Below are 16790 nucleotides of genomic sequence, written 5' to 3'. Positions count from 1 at the left end.
GAATTCCTTATCCGAAACATGAGATATCATCGTTTGTTGGTCGCGGCAAACGGCAATATCTTCCTGAGTAACACAGCAATTTGGCCAGAAAACCTTGGCCGCGCCGCCCTGCCTTGGGCTGGCGTCACATAAGGTTCACTAAGGGAATACGACGATGCAACAGGCTGCCACCCGCCGGACCCTGCCGCTCACCACCGGCTCCGCCGGTCTGCTGCGGACCCCCGTCGCGCTGCTGGCCCGTCTCGCCGCCTGGCAGCGCCAGGCCGAGGAGCGCGCGCATCTGCTGCGCCTCAGCGACCGGGAACTGCACGATCTCGGCATCAGCCGGGGCGAGGCCGAGGACATGGCCCGCAAGGCCTTTTGGAACCGCTGAGCCCGGGGCGATACCTCAGAGTCGGCCTCAGCACCTCTTTTGAGATTTTGAGAACCTTCCCTGTGGGGCCGCCAGCGGCCTCCAGGCACCTGACCGGCACCGCGTCTCTCCCCCAGAGCGCGGTGCCGCTTTTTTGCGCGCTGCCCGTGACGCTTTTCTCCTGCCGGGCGTGAGGCAATACTCCTGCGGTGTCGACCCCTCAGGATTCTCACCGAAATGAACCTTCAGCCGCCGCCGGGCGTGTCGTTGAGCGAAGCCGCCGATTTCCTGGCGAAGTATCCGCAAGCCGAAGCGATCGATGTGGTCCTGACGGACTGCCATGGCATCGGCCGCGGCAAGACGATCCGGCGCCACGAATTGGAATCGCTTTATCTCACCGGCCGCGCGATGCCCGCCTCGCTGTTCGGGCAGGACGTCGCCGGGGATGACGTCGAGGCGAGCGGACTGGTGCTGAACGACGGCGGCAGCGACAAGCGCTGCTGGCCCGTGGCAGGCTCCCTCGGCTTCCAGCCCCACGCCGGGCGCGGACAGGTGCTGGTCAGCATGTACGAGGCCGACGGGACGCCCTTCGACGCCGAGCCGCGTCACGCGCTGCTGCGCCAGATCGCGCGGGCGCGCGCGGCGGGCTTCGATCCCATGGGGGCTTTCGAGCTGGAGTTCTATCTGGTCGACCGCGAGCGCGATGCGGCGGGCCGTTATCAGCCCGCCCGCTATGCCCTGACCGGGCGGCGTCCGCTGGCCCACAACACCATGTCGGTCGACGAGCTGGACGAGATGTCGCCTTTCTTCGATGCCGTCTACGAGGGCGCGCGCCACCTCGACCTGCCGCTGGAGTCGGTGATTTCCGAGTATGCCGTCGGCCAGTATGAGCTGACGATCCGCTACCGCGATTTCGCCCGGGCCGCCGACGACGTTATCGTCGGCAAGCGCCTCATCCGCTCGGTGGCGCGGCGCTTCGGCATGGAGGCCTGCTTCATGGCCAAGCCCTTTGGACGGCAGGCGGGCAACGGCATGCACCTGCATCTCTCCCTCGCGGACGACGCGGGCGGCAACCTCTTCGCCGACGGCGCCGACGGCAAGCTGAGCCCGCTGATGCTGCATGCGATCGCCGGCGTGCGCGACACGCTGGGCGACACCATGCTGGTGCTGGCACCCTTCATGAACTCCTGGCGCCGCTTCGCCTCCACGGTCTACTCGCCCGCCAACGACGCCTGGGGGCTGGACAACCGCACCACCGCCATCCGCGTGCCGGAGACGGCAGGAAAGGCGCGGCATTTCGAACACAGGGTCGCCGGCGTCGATGCGAACCCTTATCTGGTCGCCGCGGTGACCCTGGCCGGTGCCCTCGGCGGTATCGCGGCCAAGGCGGATCCCGGCCCGCCCAACGACGGCAGGCTGGCGGGCAACAATCTCGGCGGCCGGCTGCCGCGCAGCTGGCTCGACGCCATCGAGACGTTCGAGCGCTCCGCCTTCGCCAAGGAGGCTTTGGGTGCCCGGCTGCATCGCGGTTTCACCGCCGTGAAGCATGCCGAATGGGAACGCCTCGCGCACGAGGTCTCGGACAGCGAGTGGTCGTTGTACGGCTTCGTCGTGTGACTTCCCCGCACGCTGCCGATTCTCCCAAGTTGCGCAGAGATAGTATTCGTAGGCGGACCTTTCGCGCTGCGTAGAATTCGATTCCGAAAAATCGACGGCAAGCAGGATCCTTTAAAGAAGAATCGCCAGCGTGCCACCCGATAATCCGTGGCATCGTTTATAGACTTCTTCGCGCTGCCCGGGTCATCCTTTACCCTAATTTTTCGCACTTCGCTGCGGTTCTTTCTGCAGCGCCGGTTGCGTGCGCCTCTACTGCGCCGTGACTGAGAAAAAGTCCCATTCCCGGACGAGACTTCGGGAAGGAACCACGAACAGACAGGGAGAGCGTAAGGTGATCAAAAGATTCGCGACTATGACGGCCGCTGCCGCGGTGCTCGTTGGCTTTACCGGCACGGCCTCGGCCGACACCTGGAAGTACGCCATCGAGGAGGCCCTGCATGAGGTGCAGGGCGTCTATGCCACCAAGTTCAAGGAGTACATCGAGGCGAACTCCGACCACGAGGTGGAGATCTATCCCTTCGGCACGCTGGGCGAGTCGGCGGACACGACCGAGCTGGCGCAGCTCGGTGCCATCCAGTTCGTCGATGCCTCGCCGGGCTTCACCGGCAGCCTCATTCCCGAGCTTCAGGTCTTCCTGCTGCCCTACGTGCTGCCTGAGGACCCCAAGGTGCTGGCCGATTTCTACGAGACATCGGACACCATCAACGAGAAGCTCGCCTCGATGTACGAGGAAAAGAGCCTGAAGCTCATCGACATGTTCCCGGAAGGCGAGGTGGTGATGACCACCAAGGAGCCGGTGGAAAGCCCGGCCGACCTTGAGGGCGTGAAGTTCCGCGTCATGACCACGCCGCTGCTGGTCGAGACCTACGATGCCTTCGGCGCGACACCGACGCCGCTGCCGTGGGGCGAGGTCTTCGGCTCGCTGCAGCTCAACATGATCCAAGGCCAGGAAAACCCGATGTTCTTCGTCGAGTCGACGAACATGTACGAGGTGACCGACTACATCACCTATACCGGCCACAACAACTTCACCACGGCGGTGGCGGCGAACCTCGGCTTCTACGAGGGCCTCTCGGACGAGGACAAGAAGCTGGTGCAGGAAGCGGCCGATGTCGCTTACGACCACATCATCGAGTATCAGGAGGGCCTGCAGCAGGAAGCCGAGCAGAAGATCCTGGAGGCCAAGCCGTCGATGACGGTTACGGTGCTGACCGATGAGCAGCGCGCGCCCTTCCGCGAGGCCGCCGAGCGGGTGCAGGAGAAGTTCGTCGACATGACCGGCGACAGCGGCAAGGAAGTCCTCGAGGGTTTCATCGCGGACATCAAAGAGTCCCAGAAGCGCGTCAACTAAGCGGTCGACAAGGGGCGGCCCGCCGCGGCGGGCCGCCCTTCTTCTATCGGTATCATTTCCGGGTGGGGGCGGCCGCAGCATGACCGATCAGGATTCACCGGCGGGCACGACCCGACCGAGGGCGGACAGCAAGCCGCCGCAGTTCTCCGGCGTGCTGAAGCCGCTGGCTTTCATCGATGAGGTCATCGCCCGCTTCGAGGCGGTCGTGCTGGCCATCGGCGTGCTGATCATGGCGACGGTATCCGTCGCCAACGTGATCGGTCGTTTCATCTTCGGCGAATCGCTGTTCTTCACCGAGGAACTGAACCAGTTCCTCATCGTGCTGATCACCTTCGTCGGCCTCGGCTATGCCGCGCGCAAGGGCCGCCATATCCGCATGTCGGCGATCTACGACAGCCTGCCGGACATCTGGCGCAAAGTTCTGATGGTGGCGATCGCGCTGATCACCGCGGCGGCCATGTTCGTGCTCGCCTACTACGCCTACGTCTACGTCGACAAGGTGGCGGCGACCGGGCGGATCGCGCCCTCGCTGCGCGTGCCGGTCTACCTGACCTTCCTGTGGGTTCCGGTCGGCTTCGTCATCACCGGTATCCAGTATCTGCTGACCGCGGTGGTCAATCTGCTGCGCCGCGACGTCTACCTCTCGGTGGCGGTTGTCGACTCCTTCGACGACAGCGAAGTTCAGGTATAGCGCCATGGCTGAAGCGATGCTCCTCACCATGGTCGTGCTGCTGCTGCTCGGCTTCCCGATGATGATCCCGCTGATCGCGGGCTGCTTCGTCGCCTTTTTCCTCTTCATGCCGGTGCCGCCGGAGATCATGGTCCAGCAGATGCTGGGCGGCATCCGGCCGGCAGCACTGATCGCGGTACCGATGTTCATCTTTGCCGCCGACATCATCACCAAGGGCCATTCGGCCGACCGCCTGATCGACCTGGTAATGCGCTTTTTCGGCCACATGCGTGGCGGCCTCGGCGTTACCGCGGCGGCGAGCTGCACCCTCTTCGGCGCCGTCTCCGGCTCGACCCAGGCCACGGTGGTGGCGATCGGCGGTCCCTTGCGTCCGCGCATGCTCGAGGCCGGCTACAAGGACAGCTTCGTGCTGGCACTGATCGTCAACGCCTCCGACATCGCCATGCTGATCCCGCCGTCGATCGCCATGATCATCTACGGCGTCATCTCCGGCACCTCGATCTCGGAGCTGTTCATCGCCGGCGTCGGCCCGGGCCTGCTGATCCTGGTGCTCTTCGCCGGCTACTGCGTGATCTATGCCATCCGCAACGACATACCGGTGCTGCCCAAGGCAAGTTGGGGCGAGCGGCTGACCGCGATGAAAGAAGCCGTCTGGCCGCTCGGCTTTCCGGTCATCGTGGTCGGCGGCATCTATGGCGGCATCTTCAGCCCGACCGAGGCAGCCTCGGTCTGTGTCGCCTATGCCTTCCTGTTGGAGTTCGTGATTTTCCGCTCGCTGAAGCTGAGGGAGATCTACGACATCGCAAAGTCGACCGGCCTGATCACCGCCGTGGTCTTCATTTTGGTCGCCGCCGGCGCCGCGTTTTCCTGGGTGATCTCCTTCAATCAGATCCCGCAGGCGATTCTGGGCGGCATCGGCCTGGATCAGGCGGGCCCCATCGGTGTGCTGATCGCCATCTCCATCGCCTTCTTCATCGGCTGCATGTTTGTCGACCCGATCGTCGTCATTCTGGTGCTGGTGCCGATTTTCACGCCGATCATCGACGGTGCCGGCATCGATCCGGTGCTGGTCGGCGTCATCATCACCCTGCAGGTGGCGATCGGATCGGCAACGCCGCCCTTCGGCTGCGACATCTTCACCGCCATCGCGATCTTCAAACGGCCCTACATGGACGTGGTGCGCGGCACGCCGCCCTTCGTCTTCATGCTGATGCTTGTGGCCGCCGCGCTGATCATCTACCCGCCGATCGCTCTCTTCCTGCGCGATCTTGCATTCAGATGACGGGGCATTCCGAAAAAAAAGGGTAGTCGTTGCGATGATTGAAAGCATCCTGGTGCCGGTGGACGGTTCCGAACAGGCGGACAAGGCCGTCGACTACGCCGTCGACATGGCGGAGAGGTTCGCCAGCAAAGTCCTGTTGCTGTGCGTGTACCGCCATCACTCCATGCTCGAGGCCTCGCTTTCGATGGTGCGGCCGGCCGAGCCGGAGCATCCGGACAAGTCGCTCAGCGACTACGCCAAGGAGATCGTCGCCGCTGCGAAGAAGCGGGCGCAGGAACGCGGTGCCAAGAAGGTCAACGGTTTCGTGAAGCGGGGCCAGCCATCGCGCACCATCGTCGCCTTCGCCAAGGAGCACGGCGTCGACACCATCGTCATGGGTGCGCGCGGCACCGGCGACGTCGAGAGCTTCCTGCTCGGCTCCGTTTCCCACAAGGTCAGCGGCCTGTCGCCGGTCACCTGCGTCCTGGTGAAGTAGGGGGCGGGAAGGCATCTGAAAGTCGGGCCGAATTCTCGCACGCCCGTGACACTCTCAAGGTGTCGTCCCGGCACTTGATGCCGGGACCCATGGGCCTATCCGCTCGATGTGACGCCGATGGGGAGCTTTCATCGCCTCCCGCTGGCGAGGAAGCCAATGCCGCATGTCATCGCCACGCGTTGACGCCAATGGGTCCCGGCATCAAGTGCCGGGACGACAGTGGGGTCTGTGTCGGCATCGAGGCGCCATCAGGGGGTGCCGTCTACGGCTGGAACTGTTCCTTGATGATGCGTTCCTCGAGGTTGTGCTCGGGATCGAACAGCAGGTTCAGGTCGACGCTCTGGTCTTCGCGCACGGTGACGCGGGCAACGTCGCGCACCTCGGTGAAGTCGGCGGTGGCGCTGACCGGCCGCTTGGCGGACTCGTGGATCTCGAAGGTGACCTCGGCGCGCGCCGGCAGCAGGGCGCCGCGCCAGCGGCGCGGGCGGAACACGCTGATCGGCGTCAGCGCCAGCAGCTGGGCTGCGAGCGGCACGATGGGGCCGTGGGCGGAGAGGTTGTAGGCGGTGCTGCCGGCCGGCGTCGCCACCATGATGCCGTCGCAGATCAGCTCCTCCATGCGCTTCACGCCGTCGATGGAGATGCCGATCTTGGCCGCCTGGCGGCTTTCGCGCAGCAGGGAGACTTCGTTGATGGCGAGGGCGTCGGCCTCGGCCCCTTTGACCGTCGTGGCATGCATGCGCAGCGGATGCAGCGTCACCTGCTGGGCGGCGGCCAGCCGCTCGGGCAGGCGCTCCTCCTCGTACTGGTTCATCATGAAGCCGACGGTGCCGCAGTTCATGCCGTAGATCGGCACCGAGCGGTCGATGAAGCGGTGCAGGGTCTCCAGCATCAGACCGTCACCGCCCAGGGCGACGATGACTTCCGAGGCGTCGATGTCGGCGGTGGCGTAGCGCGCCTCCAGGCGCGCCTTGGCGTCGCGGGCCTCGGCGGTGTCGCTGGCGACCAGCGCGAAACTCGGAGTGCTCATGATGCAGCCATGCCGCCTTGCGGGCCCCTGAAACCGGCGTTGTGCTGCGACTCCGCGAAGACCGGGCCGCGCGGGGGGAGTATAGCGTTCTGCCTGCCCGATGCCAGGGCCGGGAAATCAGGGGGCGGCAGCCTTGGGACAGCGCCGGCCGCTTGCCAATCCCGGGGCGCTGCCGCAGTCTGGCGCCTCGGACTCATCAGGGTAGGGAGTGGGTGATGGCGGTGCGAATGACGATCGGACTGGCGGCGCTGCTGCTGGCGGTGGCGGGTGTTGTGGCGGCGGGGCCGGTCCGCGCGCAGTCGGACGACCGCCACGCCGGCTACTACTACCCCGAGCCGACCAGCAGCGAAGACTACGAGGCGCGCGCCTACACGGTGCCGGAGGCCACGCGCAAGGCGCGCATCGCCTTCGTCACCGGCATCACAAACGAGCAGAACAAGGCGCCCTATCCGCCGCAGGCGGCGATTTTCGCCAAGGGCTCGGAGGCCGAGAAGATGATCATCGTTGCGCTGGAGGACGGGCGCATCGACACCATCTACCGCGCCCGCGCCATCTTTGCGCAGATGACGGCGGTGTCGCGCCTGCTGCCGATCTTCGCCGAGCTGGGGGTGGAGGACTATTACACCTTCTTCGATCTCGCCAAAATGCTGGGCTTCGAGCAGATCACCATCTCCGACGGCCGCGACTTCGCCCACCAGATCATCATCAAATAGCAGCGTTCAGGAGCCGGGCGAGAGCGGCGCCTCGGCCGCCTCGGCTTCCAGCCGCGCCGGCAGGCCGGCCAGCCAGTCCATCACCGCACCGACCCGCGGCAGCTGGCGCAGATCCGGGTGGACCAGAAGCCAGAGGTCGCGCTGCAGGACCGGCGCCGCCGAGACCCGCGCCAGGGCCGGATCGCGTGTCGCCATGAAGTCCGGCAGCACGCCGCGGCCCAGGCCGCCGCGCACCGCCTGAACCAACCCCTCCGCGTCGTTGATGCGCAGCCGCGCGAGCCTGTCCGGCGACACATTCGCGGCGACCCAGCGCGCCTGCGGCAGGTGCAGGAAGCGGTCGTCGTAGGTCACCCAGCGCAGGCCGTCAGGCTCCGTGCCGCGCGGGGCGTAGACCGAAAAGGCGAGGGCGCCGATGCGTCGGCAAAGGCCGCTGCCGCTCTCCGGCCGCGCAAAGCGCAGGGCGATGTCGGTCTCGCGCCGGCTGAGGCTGAGATTGCGGGAATCCGCGTTGGCGTCGACCTCCAGGCCCGGAAAGTGGCTCAGCAAAGCCGCCAGGCGCGGCACGATCAACTGGTTTACCAGGATCGGCACGGCGGTGATGCGCACCCGCCCGGCCACCGCCGCGCCCGACGCGCTGGCCGCGGCTTCCAGGGCCGCCATGGCAGCCTCCATCTGCTCAGCGCGGGCCACGGCCTCCTCGCCCAGCGCCGTCGGGGTGAGGGCGCCGCGTTCCCGCAGGAAGAGGCGACCGTCCAGGGCCCGCTCCAAGGCGGCGAGGCGGCGGCCGACGGTGGTCTGGTCGACGCCCAGCCGCTCGGCCGCGGCCGAGAGGGTGCCAGCCCGCGACAGCGCCAGGACCACCCGCAGGTCGGACCACTGCGGGAGGGCGCTCATGCCTGCAAAATTGCAGACATAAGCTGCATTACTAAGGGTTGTACCTGCATCATCGCAGGGATATCACGAAGTGGTTTCCGATGCCAGGGAAGGCGTCGGCTTCCCTGGCTCCGGCGCTCTCCTGGGTGCCGGCCCACGCTCAGGCGAAAGGCAACAGAATGGACGGCACCGCACCGGCCCTGCTGTGGAGCGCCGTGACCGGCGACCCTCATTTCGTCTGGCTGGCCGCGGCGGCGCTCCTGGCCGGGCTGGTGCGCGGCTTTTCCGGCTTCGGCGCGGCGATGGTCTTCGTGCCCCTCGCCAGCGTGATGAAGGGCCCGGAGGTCGCCGTGCCGCTGCTCTTCCTGGTGGACAGCCTGGCCACACTGCCGATTACCGTTTCCGCCTTCCGGCGCTGCACCTGGGCGGAGATCCTGCCGTTGCTGGCCGGCGCCACGGTGACCATCCCGCTGGGCGTGGCGCTGCTGGTCTCGGCCGATCCCGTGGTCATGCGCTGGATCATCTCGCTGTTGATCCTGGCGGCGGTGTCGGCGCTGGCCGCCGGCTGGCGCCTGCGCCGGCAGCTGCCGCTGCTGGGCACCGCAGCCGTCGGTGCGGCGGCGGGGGTGACCGGCGGGGCCGCCAGTCTCGCGGGACCGCCGCTGGTGCTGTTCTGGCTGGGCGGTCAGTCCAGCCCCGCGCAGGTGCGCGACAACATCTATGCCATCTTCGGCCTGCTGGGCGTGGTAAGCGGCATCACGCTATGGCTGAACGGCCTCTTGAGCCTAGCGGTGCTGCGCGAGGCATTGGTGCTGCTGCCCGCTTATGTGCTTGCCATCTTCGTCGGTGCGCGGCTCTTTCCGCACGCCAGCGAGGGCGTCTACCGCAAGGCGGCGCTGGCGCTCTGCGCCGGGGCGGCACTCTACGCGCTGCCGTTGTGGGAGCGGCTGTAAGCGCCGGGATGGCGGTCGCCAAATAGCAGGGGTTGGACTATGAAGGTGACATGAGCGAGCCCACGATTCGACGCGCAGTGTTGGCCGACCTGCCGGCCATCGTCGCCCTGCTGGCCGACGACGCTCTCGGCAAGACGCGGGAGGCGCCCGGTGATCCCTGCTACGCCGAGGCCTTCGCCGCCATCGAGCGCGATGCGAACCAGTTCCTCGCGGTGGTCGACGACGGCGGCGCGGTGGTCGGCTGTTTTCAGCTCAGCTTCATTCCGGGGCTGTCGCTGAAGGGCATGTGGCGCGGCCAGATCGAGAGCGTGCGCATCGCCGCGTCACGGCGCGGGCAGGGCCTCGGTCACCTGATGATCGGCTGGGCGATCGACGAGAGCCGTCGGCGCGGCTGCGGCCTGGTGCAGCTGACCATGAACAAGTCCCGCCAGGACAGCCACCGCTTCTACGAGTCGCTCGGCTTCGAGGCGACCCACGAGGGCTTCAAGCTGGTGCTGTGAGGGGCCGTAGCCGCTCAGCCGCCGGTGACGCTCATGTGGCGAGAGACGGCGGGCTGCTTGCGGCGGCGGTCGATGATGAAGTCGTGGCCCTTGGGCTTGCGGCCGATGGCTTCCATGATGGCCTGCTCCAGCGGCCCGTCGTTCTCGCTCATGCGCAGCGGCTCGCGCAGATCGGCGGCGTCGTCCTGGCCCAGGCACATGTAGAGCGTGCCGGTGCAGGTGAGGCGCACGCGGTTGCAGCTTTCACAGAAGTTGTGGGTCATCGGCGTGATGAAGCCGAGGCGGCCGCCGGTTTCCTTCACGCGGCAATAGCGCGCCGGGCCGCCTGTGCGGTAGTCGATATCTTCCAGCGTCCACTTTTCCGCCAGCTGCGCGCGCAGCATGGAGAGCGGCCAGTACTGGTCGATGCGCTGCTCGCCGATCTCGCCCATCGGCATGACCTCGATGAAGGTGAGGTCGTAGCCCTCGTCGCCGCACCAGGCGACGAGGCGATCGACCTCGTCGTCGTTCACGCCCTTCAGGGCGACGGCATTGATCTTCACGGCGAGGCCGGCGTCCTTGGCGGCGGCGAGGCCGTCCATGACCTTGTCCAGCTTTCCCCAGCGGGTGATCGCCTGGAACTTGTCGGGATCGAGAGTGTCGAGCGAGACGTTCACGCGCTTCACGCCGCAATCGGCGAGTTCGTGGGCGAAGCGGCCGAGCTGGCTGGCGTTGGTGGTGAGGGTGAGCTCTTCCAGTGCGCCGCTTTCCAGGTGGCGCGACAGGGAGCGGAACAGCTTCATGATGTCGCGGCGCACCAGCGGCTCGCCGCCGGTCATGCGCAGCTTCTTCACGCCCTGGCGCACGAAGGCGCTGCACACCCTGTCGAGTTCCTCGAGGGTGAGAATGTCCTTCTTGGGCAAAAAGGTCATGTCTTCCGCCATGCAGTAGACGCAGCGGAAGTCGCAGCGGTCCGTGACCGAAACGCGCAGATAAGTGACCGCCCTGCCGAAGGGATCGATCATCTCAGCCATCAGGTGTCTCCCAACCCATACTCCTGGCGCCGGTTCCCGGAGGAAGCATCGCCCGCGGCCCGGCCTTTATCCCAAGCTTCAATATAGTGAGCCGGGCAGTATAGGTACAGGGAGGGCGTGTTTTCTCCCCCAAACTTTCTGGGGCTAAAGGTCCAGAAACCCTTGGATTTCCGCGGACTTCGCGGCGTCTTGCCGCGGGGGCGGGGAGACGATTTCTTCAGTTGCCGGGCGCCGGAGGCCGCACTAGCCTTGCCGCCATGGCCGACTCCTCCCAAGAGGTCTCTTTCCTGGACCGACCGATCGCACGCTTTTGCGCCGTCGGCGTGGCCCTGCTCATGGCGGCGGCGCTGGCCTTCATGCACCGCGATGACCTCTTCCCGCCGGAGCAGGCGGCTGTGGACGCCACTGATCCGGTGGCGCGCTGCTTCGCCGAGCGCGCCGCCGACATTGAGAAGATGGTCTCGGAGGGCACGATCAACGCCCAGCAGGCCGCGTTGTTCAAAGGCCGGGCCGAGGCACTGTGCCAGGCGCAGCTGGGTGGTGGCAGCGGCCCGCCGCCACCACCGCAATAGCTGCCGTCAGAGCGCCTTACAGAACGCCCGTGAGAAGCGCCAGACCGGAGAGACTGAGCAGCGCGCCGCCGACGCGTGCCGCCCGGCGGCTGGCTGCGCCGGCCACGGCGTTGAGGGCGAAGCCGGCGCCGATGCCGAGGCCGTGCAGCAGGGCGGTGGCCGCCATGAAGCCCAGGCCGTAGGTCAGGCCGGACGCGGCGAGCGGCATCTCGGTGCCGTGGGCGTGGCCGTGGAACACGGCAAAGCCGCCGGCCAGGGCCATGGCGAGGGCCAGGGGCACACTGCCGCCGAAGGCCAGCGCGGCGCCGATCACCACCACCGAAAGAGCGATGCCGGCCTCCACAAACGGCAGGCCGACTCCGGCGACGCCGACAATACCGCCGACGGCCATCATGGCGACGAAGGACACCGGCACCAGCCAGAGGGCGCGTCCGCCGATGACGAAGCCGAGCAGGCCGACGCCGGCCATGGCCAGGATGTGGTCGAGGCCGCCGAGGGGATGGAAGAAGCCGTGGGACAGGCCGGACGCGGCGCCGCCGCCGGTGTGGGCTTCAGCCGCCGTGGCGATGAGCAGGGTGGCCGTGAAAACGGAAAGAAAGCGCATGAAAACTCCTTTGCGGGGGCCCGCCGCCCCCTTTCAGCTGTTGAACTCCGTGACGGCCGGTCTCCTGGCTCGGAGCTTCTTCCCACCTTCGCCTTCCCGGCCCCAAGGGATCTTACCGATGGAGGCCAGTGACGTTCTTGAAGGGGGCGATCTCCTTACAGTCGCGGGGGCGGCGTCGGTTTCTCACCGAACTTCCCGTTTCACCTCTGCCAAAGGCACCGTCGCGGGCAGGATGCCGGGAAGCGGAGCGGAAGGCAACCGGACTCGGCGGGTCGACCATGTGATGGCGAACGAATGCCGAGCGCTATTGCAGCGCCACGGCGGCACCGGCGGCGGAGAGGGGGTCAGACAGCGGCACGCAAGCGGAAAGCCGCTCGATCCCGTCGCAGGCCCAGCATCGCCAGACCGGTAACGAGCAGAGCCAGCGAACCAGGCTCCGGTACCTCGGTGGGGACGACCTCCGGCGGCGGACTCTGTCCGAAGCGGATATTGTCGAGGCCGAAGTTGTCCTGCTGTCCGAAGGGGATGTTCGAGAAGTCGAGGCTGATCGTCAGTTCGCTGCCCATCAGCGGTGCGGCGAAGCCGAAGGCGGTGTGGCCTGGTCCCGTCGCGTCGCCTTCGACTGCCACGTCGATCTGCGAGAACAAGGGAATGCCGTTGCTGCTGACCGTCACGGCATCGATGGCGTAGTCGGTCAGCGGCCAGCCGGCGAGGTCGAAGCCGTACAGCACGACCTCGAAGCCCGCGTCGGCCTCGAGTTGGACGCGAAAGACGTTGGAGCCCGGCCCAGCGAAGATGACGTTGGTCAGGTCGCCATACTCGAGCGTCCAGAGGAACACGCCGCCGGTGGCGAGGTAGTTGACACCGACATTGGGCGTGAAGCCCTCGCCGCCGTTACCGTAGGTGTAGGTGCCGCCCAGCACGTCCATCGGACTGCCGGTGACCCGGTCGCCGTAGTCCTGTGCCACCTGCGCACCGGCTTGGATCGGGACCACGTCGAAGCCGGTCGCGCTCCGCCCCTGATCGAAGGTCAGGATCGTCGCGCGGGCGCTGCCGGCGGCGGCCACGACGGCGAACAGCGCGACGCCAAGCACAAAAGCGACGGTTCCGGCGATGGCGCGGCGCCCCGCAGAGCCGGCTCTGCCGGGGTAGATCCAACGGGCTGTTCCGGCCAGCGCCCGGATGAGCCACGCGATCATCCCAAAGAGGGTCTCGAAGCAGGTGGCGACCTGCGCTTCGATAGGAACAGGAGGCTCAGCGAACAGGCCCGCACGCGGCGCTTTGGGTGCTCGCAGATGGACCGCCACATAGATGGCATCGGTGTAGCCTCGGAGAAAGTGGTACAACATTCAGCGCATCCTCGTTGGTATCGGCGTGCGGCGATGACCGGGCCGACCTTACGAAGGGACAGTAGTCCGGCGGAGGGGAAGCCACCGGGGTGCCGATCGGAAATAAACCGTGAATTCGATGGATGCGACGCAGGAACCGTCCACCGGACGCTTGATGTCATGAGCCACGACCCGTCAGCCGACATCCTGGAGATCACTCTCTTCGGCGGGTTCCGCCTGCGCGACGGCGGCGGGCGGACCATCGACCTGCCGGGCCGCAAGGACCGCGCGCTGCTGGGTTTCCTCGCCATGTCGCCCGGCGTTCCAGTCGCCCGCGAGAGGCTGGCGGGGCTGCTGTGGGGCGACAGCGGCGAGCGTCAGGCGCGCGACAGCCTGAAGCAGGCGCTGCTGCGCCTCAGGCGTTCGTTGGGCCTCAGGCGTTCGTTGGGCGGTGAACCGCGGGGGGCGCTGGTCGCCAACCGGCGCTCGGTGACGCTCGATCCTGACACGGTCGACGTCGATGTGATCCGCTTCGAGCGGGGTCTGAGGCAGGACAGCCTCGAGGCGCTGGAGCAGGCGGTGGCGCTGTACCGCGGCGAACTGTTGGAGGACAGCTACGTCCGTGATGCCGCCTTTGAAGACTGGCTGGCGATCGAGCGGCAGCGCCTGCGGGGCCTCGCCGTGGACGCCGCGACGGCGCTGATGGAGCGGTCGCTCGCGGCCGGCGAAAGAGAGCGGGCGGCAGCCGCGGCGCGCTGCCTGCTGCTGCTCGACTCGCTGAACGAAAGGGCCTGCCGCGCGCTGATGCGCATCCATGCCGAGCGGGGCGAGCGGGCGCAGGCTCTGAAGCTGTTCGGCACCCTGCGGGACCGGCTGGCGCGCGAGTTGTCGGTTGCACCCGAGTCCGAGACTGTCCGTCTGTACGACGCGCTGCGGACACGGGGCGGCACAGTTGCAGCCGATACCGCTTGGTCAAGCGCGCTGCATGAGATTTCGCGGGCCGACCACCTTATCCGGGTCACTGCGCAGCCTGCCTTCGCCTCGCGCTGGCTGATTCGCCGCCTCGACCGGTTCCGGGCGGACTGGCCTGAATGCGAGGTGGTGCTGGATGCCACGCCGCGTGTTGTCGATCTGAACCGTGAGGGCGCCGATATCGCCATCCGCCGCGGACTGGGCCACTGGCCCGGATTGACGCAGGACCTTCTTGTGAATTCGCAGGTGTTTCCCGTGGCGTCGCCGGACTACCTGCCGCAAAGGAAGGGTGCATGGCGGCCGCAAGACCTGACGCAACTCACCCTTTTGCATGACGACGACGGCTGTCTGTGGCGGGACTGGCTCGCCGCGGGCGGGATCTCCGGCTCAGACGTGGGACGAGGGCCGCGCATTCTCGAGAGCGGTCTTGCCATCGAAGCCGCGATCGCCGGCCAGGGCGTAGCGCTGGCCGACCAGTTTCTCGTTGCGGAAGACCTGGCCTGCGGGCGGCTCGTGAAGCTGTGCGACCACGCCGTTGCCGACTGGGACTACTACCTTGTAACGCCCGAGGGGAAACCGCAGAGCGAGCCGGTCACGGCGTTCCGCCTGTGGCTGCTGCGCGACACGGAGCCTCTGCGCCAGGGCGCGTGATCCGGAAGTGCGTCAGGGACGGCCGCCCTGCGACCGCGCTCAATCCTCGATCTCGTCCACGGCGTATTGGCCGGTGATGCGCCGCCATATCAGTGCCCATGACAGCCCGACCGCCAGGATGATCGCGCCGCAGACCAGGACGATCCAGGCGACGGCATTGGTCGAGTCGGTGTTGAGCAGCCCCCAGTCGATGAGCACCCAGATGACGGCGCCGAGCAGGGCGCAGACCAGGACCACCCCGTAGATGTCGAGAGATTTCCACGTCGCGACGACGAGGATGCTCCAGCAAATCAGCAGCACCACCAGGGCCAGAAAGTGAATGCCGCCCAGTTCTCCGGCTGCCATGGCGTCGGTGAACCAGGTATAGAAGCAGTAGTCGGTGGGATTGTAGGTGATCAGAACGATCGCCAGCGGCGCGAGGATGCGCAGCGCAATTTTCAGCAGGTCGTTGTCGTCTTGAGCGTTTACAGCCATGGCATCACCTCCCGGAGCATTTGGATAATCCCCTCAAAAAGCTTCCCCGATGCGAAAGTAGACGCCGATGTCGCCATCCAGGTTGACGGCGCCGTCGACGGCCAGATGAACCTGATAGTCCTCCGAGGCCTGAAAGCGCAAGCCAAGCCCCCCGCTGGCCAGCGGGTCGGAGCTGAGGGTTTTGCCAATGTCCGATGCGACGCCGCCGGCCCCGGCGAAGCCGACCAGCCCCCAGCGCTCGGCGAACTTCCAGCGTTGTTCCACCTGGACCGCAAGCGCATTCTCATCTCGGTAGCGGCCCGTCTCGTAGCCTCGGAGGTCGTTGTTCGCGCCGAACAGGCAGAGATCCACCACCGGCACTTCGCCTCCCGCAAAGCATCCGGCCACCCGCGCGGCCAGGATGCCGTCGTCGAAGACCTCGCGGTAGTAGTTGAAGCTCACGTGCCCCTTGCGATAGTTGAAGTCGGACAGGAATTCACCGCTGGCGACGAACATGTCGGCATGCAGCCAGTGGCCCTGGCGTGGCCAGAAGGGATCGTCGCGCGTATCCCAGTCCAGGATGGGCCCGGCCCCGGAGCTGGTGAAGTCGAGCTGGCGCCCCTCCAGCAGTCGCGCGAGCACACCGTCCCGGTCCGAGAAATCGATCTCGGTGCTCGCCTCGATAAGCCGGTATTGCAGGCCGACATAGAGATTCTCGGCAATACGAACCTCGGCCCAGGGGTTCGTGAAGTAGCCTTTCTGAATGATCGGGATCGATGCGCCACGGTCGCCCGCATCGCTGCCGGCACCGAAGAAGTCGTAGTGCACGCTGGCGTAGCCCAGCCCGAAGGAGAGACGGTAGCGATCCTCATCGAGGGAGAGATACTGCAGGACGCCGACACCCCAGGTTCGGTTGCTGGTCGCCATGGCGCCGACGCCGGTGTAGGACGGCGCCGACCCGGCGTCCGTCTGGTAGAGCAGACCGGTGCCGACCCCGAGCCCGGTCCCGATGGTGGGATTGCTGATTGGAATGGGGAAGACGACGAAGCCGGGGCCGGGCTCGAACGCGACGGCTTCGCCGCGCTCGAAGGTCTTGTCGACGGTCGGGTCGCTTCCCGCGGCACCGATGGCGTCAGGCCCTGCGAGGGCGTCGTGGTTGGCGGCCGCCAGCACGAGCATGCCGCTGAGCACGGACAGGGCGGCCGCACTCTGGGCCTGCGTGCCGCCTGCCACGCTGCGATTTCCGCCAGCCATGCAAACAACCTCGTGAGCGCGCGGAAGAGCCGGCCATCGGCGCGAGCCAGCGTCGGACCGGCATATCCGAAGCTAGGCAGGCCCGGCGCAGGCGGCCATTGGACTT

General features: G+C 66.8%; 18 protein-coding genes and 1 riboswitch. Of the genes, 11 read left to right on the top strand and 7 right to left on the bottom strand.

The genetic code is table 11. The features are described 5' to 3' along the window. Positions 1-154 precede the first annotated feature (154 nt). The 6 genes from WDC82_RS15650 to WDC82_RS15625 all read left to right on the top strand — a co-directional run bounded on the left by WDC82_RS15650 (position 155) and on the right by WDC82_RS15625 (position 5768). The gene (locus WDC82_RS15650; RefSeq protein WP_340118287.1) at positions 155-373 is read left to right on the top strand and encodes a DUF1127 domain-containing protein; all 219 of its coding nucleotides are present in this window, start codon (positions 155-157) and stop codon (positions 371-373) included. 216 nt (positions 374-589) lie between these two features. Continuing rightward, positions 590-1969: a glutamine synthetase family protein gene (locus tag WDC82_RS15645; protein WP_340118286.1), complete on the top strand. Its 1380-nt coding sequence runs from the start codon at positions 590-592 to the stop codon at positions 1967-1969. A gap of 352 nt (positions 1970-2321) precedes the next feature. Then, positions 2322-3320, top strand: coding sequence for a TRAP transporter substrate-binding protein DctP (dctP, locus tag WDC82_RS15640; protein WP_340118285.1), 999 nt, complete (start codon positions 2322-2324; stop codon positions 3318-3320). Between the two features lie 79 nt (positions 3321-3399). Continuing rightward, complete coding sequence (locus tag WDC82_RS15635; RefSeq protein WP_340118284.1) at positions 3400-4011, top strand: TRAP transporter small permease; 612 nt, start codon at positions 3400-3402, stop codon at positions 4009-4011. A 4-nt stretch (positions 4012-4015) separates the two neighbouring features. Beyond that, on the top strand, positions 4016-5293 hold the full coding sequence (locus tag WDC82_RS15630; RefSeq protein ID WP_340118283.1) for a TRAP transporter large permease: 1278 nt from the start codon (positions 4016-4018) through the stop codon (positions 5291-5293). A gap of 34 nt (positions 5294-5327) precedes the next feature. After that, a complete protein-coding gene (locus WDC82_RS15625) occupies positions 5328-5768 on the top strand; it encodes a universal stress protein (protein WP_340118282.1) in 441 nt (146 codons plus the stop codon). Between the two features lie 262 nt (positions 5769-6030). Here the strand turns inward: WDC82_RS15625 and WDC82_RS15620 are convergent, their stop codons facing one another. Beyond that, positions 6031-6798, bottom strand: a complete 768-nt coding sequence (locus WDC82_RS15620) for an NAD kinase (protein WP_340118281.1) — start codon at positions 6796-6798, stop codon at positions 6031-6033. A 215-nt stretch (positions 6799-7013) separates the two neighbouring features. Between WDC82_RS15620 and WDC82_RS15615 the strand changes: the two genes are divergently transcribed. After that, positions 7014-7511 (top strand): molybdopterin-guanine dinucleotide biosynthesis protein A, encoded by a 498-nt coding sequence (locus tag WDC82_RS15615; RefSeq protein ID WP_340118280.1) that lies wholly within the window; start codon positions 7014-7016, stop codon positions 7509-7511. A 6-nt stretch (positions 7512-7517) separates the two neighbouring features. Here the strand turns inward: WDC82_RS15615 and WDC82_RS15610 are convergent, their stop codons facing one another. Then, complete coding sequence (locus tag WDC82_RS15610) at positions 7518-8405, bottom strand: LysR family transcriptional regulator (protein ID WP_340118279.1); 888 nt, start codon at positions 8403-8405, stop codon at positions 7518-7520. A 158-nt stretch (positions 8406-8563) separates the two neighbouring features. On the opposite strand from WDC82_RS15610, the gene WDC82_RS15605 reads away from it, so the two are divergent. Together WDC82_RS15605 and WDC82_RS15600 are read left to right on the top strand one after the other, a co-directional pair. After that, positions 8564-9337, top strand: coding sequence for a sulfite exporter TauE/SafE family protein (locus WDC82_RS15605; RefSeq protein WP_340118278.1), 774 nt, complete (start codon positions 8564-8566; stop codon positions 9335-9337). A 50-nt stretch (positions 9338-9387) separates the two neighbouring features. Then, entirely contained in the window at positions 9388-9837 is a 450-nt protein-coding gene (locus WDC82_RS15600) for a GNAT family N-acetyltransferase (RefSeq protein WP_340118277.1), read from the top strand. 14 nt (positions 9838-9851) lie between these two features. Here WDC82_RS15600 and moaA read toward each other — a convergent pair whose 3' ends face one another. Then, positions 9852-10841 carry a GTP 3',8-cyclase MoaA gene (gene moaA, locus WDC82_RS15595; RefSeq protein ID WP_340118367.1) on the bottom strand — a complete coding sequence of 330 codons (990 nt, stop codon included), beginning with the start codon at positions 10839-10841 and terminating at the stop codon, positions 9852-9854. Between the two features lie 266 nt (positions 10842-11107). Here moaA and WDC82_RS15590 point away from each other — a divergent pair, with 266 nt between their 5' ends. Continuing rightward, a complete protein-coding gene (locus WDC82_RS15590) occupies positions 11108-11422 on the top strand; it encodes a hypothetical protein (RefSeq protein WP_340118276.1) in 315 nt (104 codons plus the stop codon). A 16-nt stretch (positions 11423-11438) separates the two neighbouring features. On the opposite strand, the gene WDC82_RS15585 is transcribed toward WDC82_RS15590, so the two are convergent. Continuing rightward, on the bottom strand, positions 11439-12026 hold the full coding sequence (locus tag WDC82_RS15585; protein ID WP_340118275.1) for a HupE/UreJ family protein: 588 nt from the start codon (positions 12024-12026) through the stop codon (positions 11439-11441). A gap of 36 nt (positions 12027-12062) precedes the next feature. Next, positions 12063-12264, bottom strand: a riboswitch (cobalamin riboswitch). Positions 12265-12370: 106 nt separating this feature from the next. Continuing rightward, positions 12371-13375 carry a PEP-CTERM sorting domain-containing protein gene (locus WDC82_RS15580; RefSeq protein ID WP_340118274.1) on the bottom strand — a complete coding sequence of 335 codons (1005 nt, stop codon included), beginning with the start codon at positions 13373-13375 and terminating at the stop codon, positions 12371-12373. Positions 13376-13534: 159 nt separating this feature from the next. Between WDC82_RS15580 and WDC82_RS15575 the strand changes: the two genes are divergently transcribed. Further along, positions 13535-14977 carry a LysR substrate-binding domain-containing protein gene (locus WDC82_RS15575; RefSeq protein WP_340118273.1) on the top strand — a complete coding sequence of 481 codons (1443 nt, stop codon included), beginning with the start codon at positions 13535-13537 and terminating at the stop codon, positions 14975-14977. Positions 14978-15016: 39 nt separating this feature from the next. Here the strand turns inward: WDC82_RS15575 and WDC82_RS15570 are convergent, their stop codons facing one another. Beyond that, positions 15017-15451: a DUF6524 family protein gene (locus tag WDC82_RS15570; protein ID WP_340118272.1), complete on the bottom strand. Its 435-nt coding sequence runs from the start codon at positions 15449-15451 to the stop codon at positions 15017-15019. A gap of 33 nt (positions 15452-15484) precedes the next feature. Then, a complete protein-coding gene (locus WDC82_RS15565; protein WP_340118271.1) occupies positions 15485-16684 on the bottom strand; it encodes a BamA/TamA family outer membrane protein in 1200 nt (399 codons plus the stop codon). Positions 16685-16790 lie beyond the last annotated feature (106 nt).

The sequence above is a fragment of the Pelagibius sp. 7325 genome, from assembly GCF_037652055.1.
Taxonomy (GTDB): domain Bacteria; phylum Pseudomonadota; class Alphaproteobacteria; order Kiloniellales; family Kiloniellaceae; genus Pelagibius.
Note: the sequence above shows the minus strand (reverse complement) of the source record. Positions and strands in the feature narration are given on the sequence as shown.

Excerpts from the sequence above, each read along its gene's own strand:
- WDC82_RS15565 (WP_340118271.1), bottom strand. The coding sequence starts at position 16,684 with ATGGCTGGCGGAAATCGCAGCGTGGCAGGCGGCACGCAGGCCCAGAGT.
- WDC82_RS15590 (WP_340118276.1), top strand. The coding sequence starts at position 11,108 with ATGGCCGACTCCTCCCAAGAGGTCTCTTTCCTGGACCGACCGATCGCA.
- WDC82_RS15600 (WP_340118277.1), top strand. The coding sequence starts at position 9,388 with ATGAGCGAGCCCACGATTCGACGCGCAGTGTTGGCCGACCTGCCGGCC.
- WDC82_RS15585 (WP_340118275.1), bottom strand. The coding sequence starts at position 12,026 with ATGCGCTTTCTTTCCGTTTTCACGGCCACCCTGCTCATCGCCACGGCG.
- WDC82_RS15570 (WP_340118272.1), bottom strand. The coding sequence starts at position 15,451 with ATGGCTGTAAACGCTCAAGACGACAACGACCTGCTGAAAATTGCGCTG.
- WDC82_RS15575 (WP_340118273.1), top strand. The coding sequence starts at position 13,535 with ATGAGCCACGACCCGTCAGCCGACATCCTGGAGATCACTCTCTTCGGC.
- WDC82_RS15645 (WP_340118286.1), top strand. The coding sequence starts at position 590 with ATGAACCTTCAGCCGCCGCCGGGCGTGTCGTTGAGCGAAGCCGCCGAT.
- WDC82_RS15635 (WP_340118284.1), top strand. The coding sequence starts at position 3,400 with ATGACCGATCAGGATTCACCGGCGGGCACGACCCGACCGAGGGCGGAC.
- WDC82_RS15620 (WP_340118281.1), bottom strand. The coding sequence starts at position 6,798 with ATGAGCACTCCGAGTTTCGCGCTGGTCGCCAGCGACACCGCCGAGGCC.
- moaA (WP_340118367.1), bottom strand. The coding sequence starts at position 10,841 with ATGATCGATCCCTTCGGCAGGGCGGTCACTTATCTGCGCGTTTCGGTC.
- dctP (WP_340118285.1), top strand. The coding sequence starts at position 2,322 with ATGACGGCCGCTGCCGCGGTGCTCGTTGGCTTTACCGGCACGGCCTCG.
- WDC82_RS15580 (WP_340118274.1), bottom strand. The coding sequence starts at position 13,375 with ATGTTGTACCACTTTCTCCGAGGCTACACCGATGCCATCTATGTGGCG.
- WDC82_RS15630 (WP_340118283.1), top strand. The coding sequence starts at position 4,016 with ATGGCTGAAGCGATGCTCCTCACCATGGTCGTGCTGCTGCTGCTCGGC.
- WDC82_RS15605 (WP_340118278.1), top strand. The coding sequence starts at position 8,564 with ATGGACGGCACCGCACCGGCCCTGCTGTGGAGCGCCGTGACCGGCGAC.
- WDC82_RS15610 (WP_340118279.1), bottom strand. The coding sequence starts at position 8,405 with ATGAGCGCCCTCCCGCAGTGGTCCGACCTGCGGGTGGTCCTGGCGCTG.
- WDC82_RS15650 (WP_340118287.1), top strand. The coding sequence starts at position 155 with ATGCAACAGGCTGCCACCCGCCGGACCCTGCCGCTCACCACCGGCTCC.
- WDC82_RS15625 (WP_340118282.1), top strand. The coding sequence starts at position 5,328 with ATGATTGAAAGCATCCTGGTGCCGGTGGACGGTTCCGAACAGGCGGAC.
- WDC82_RS15615 (WP_340118280.1), top strand. The coding sequence starts at position 7,014 with ATGGCGGTGCGAATGACGATCGGACTGGCGGCGCTGCTGCTGGCGGTG.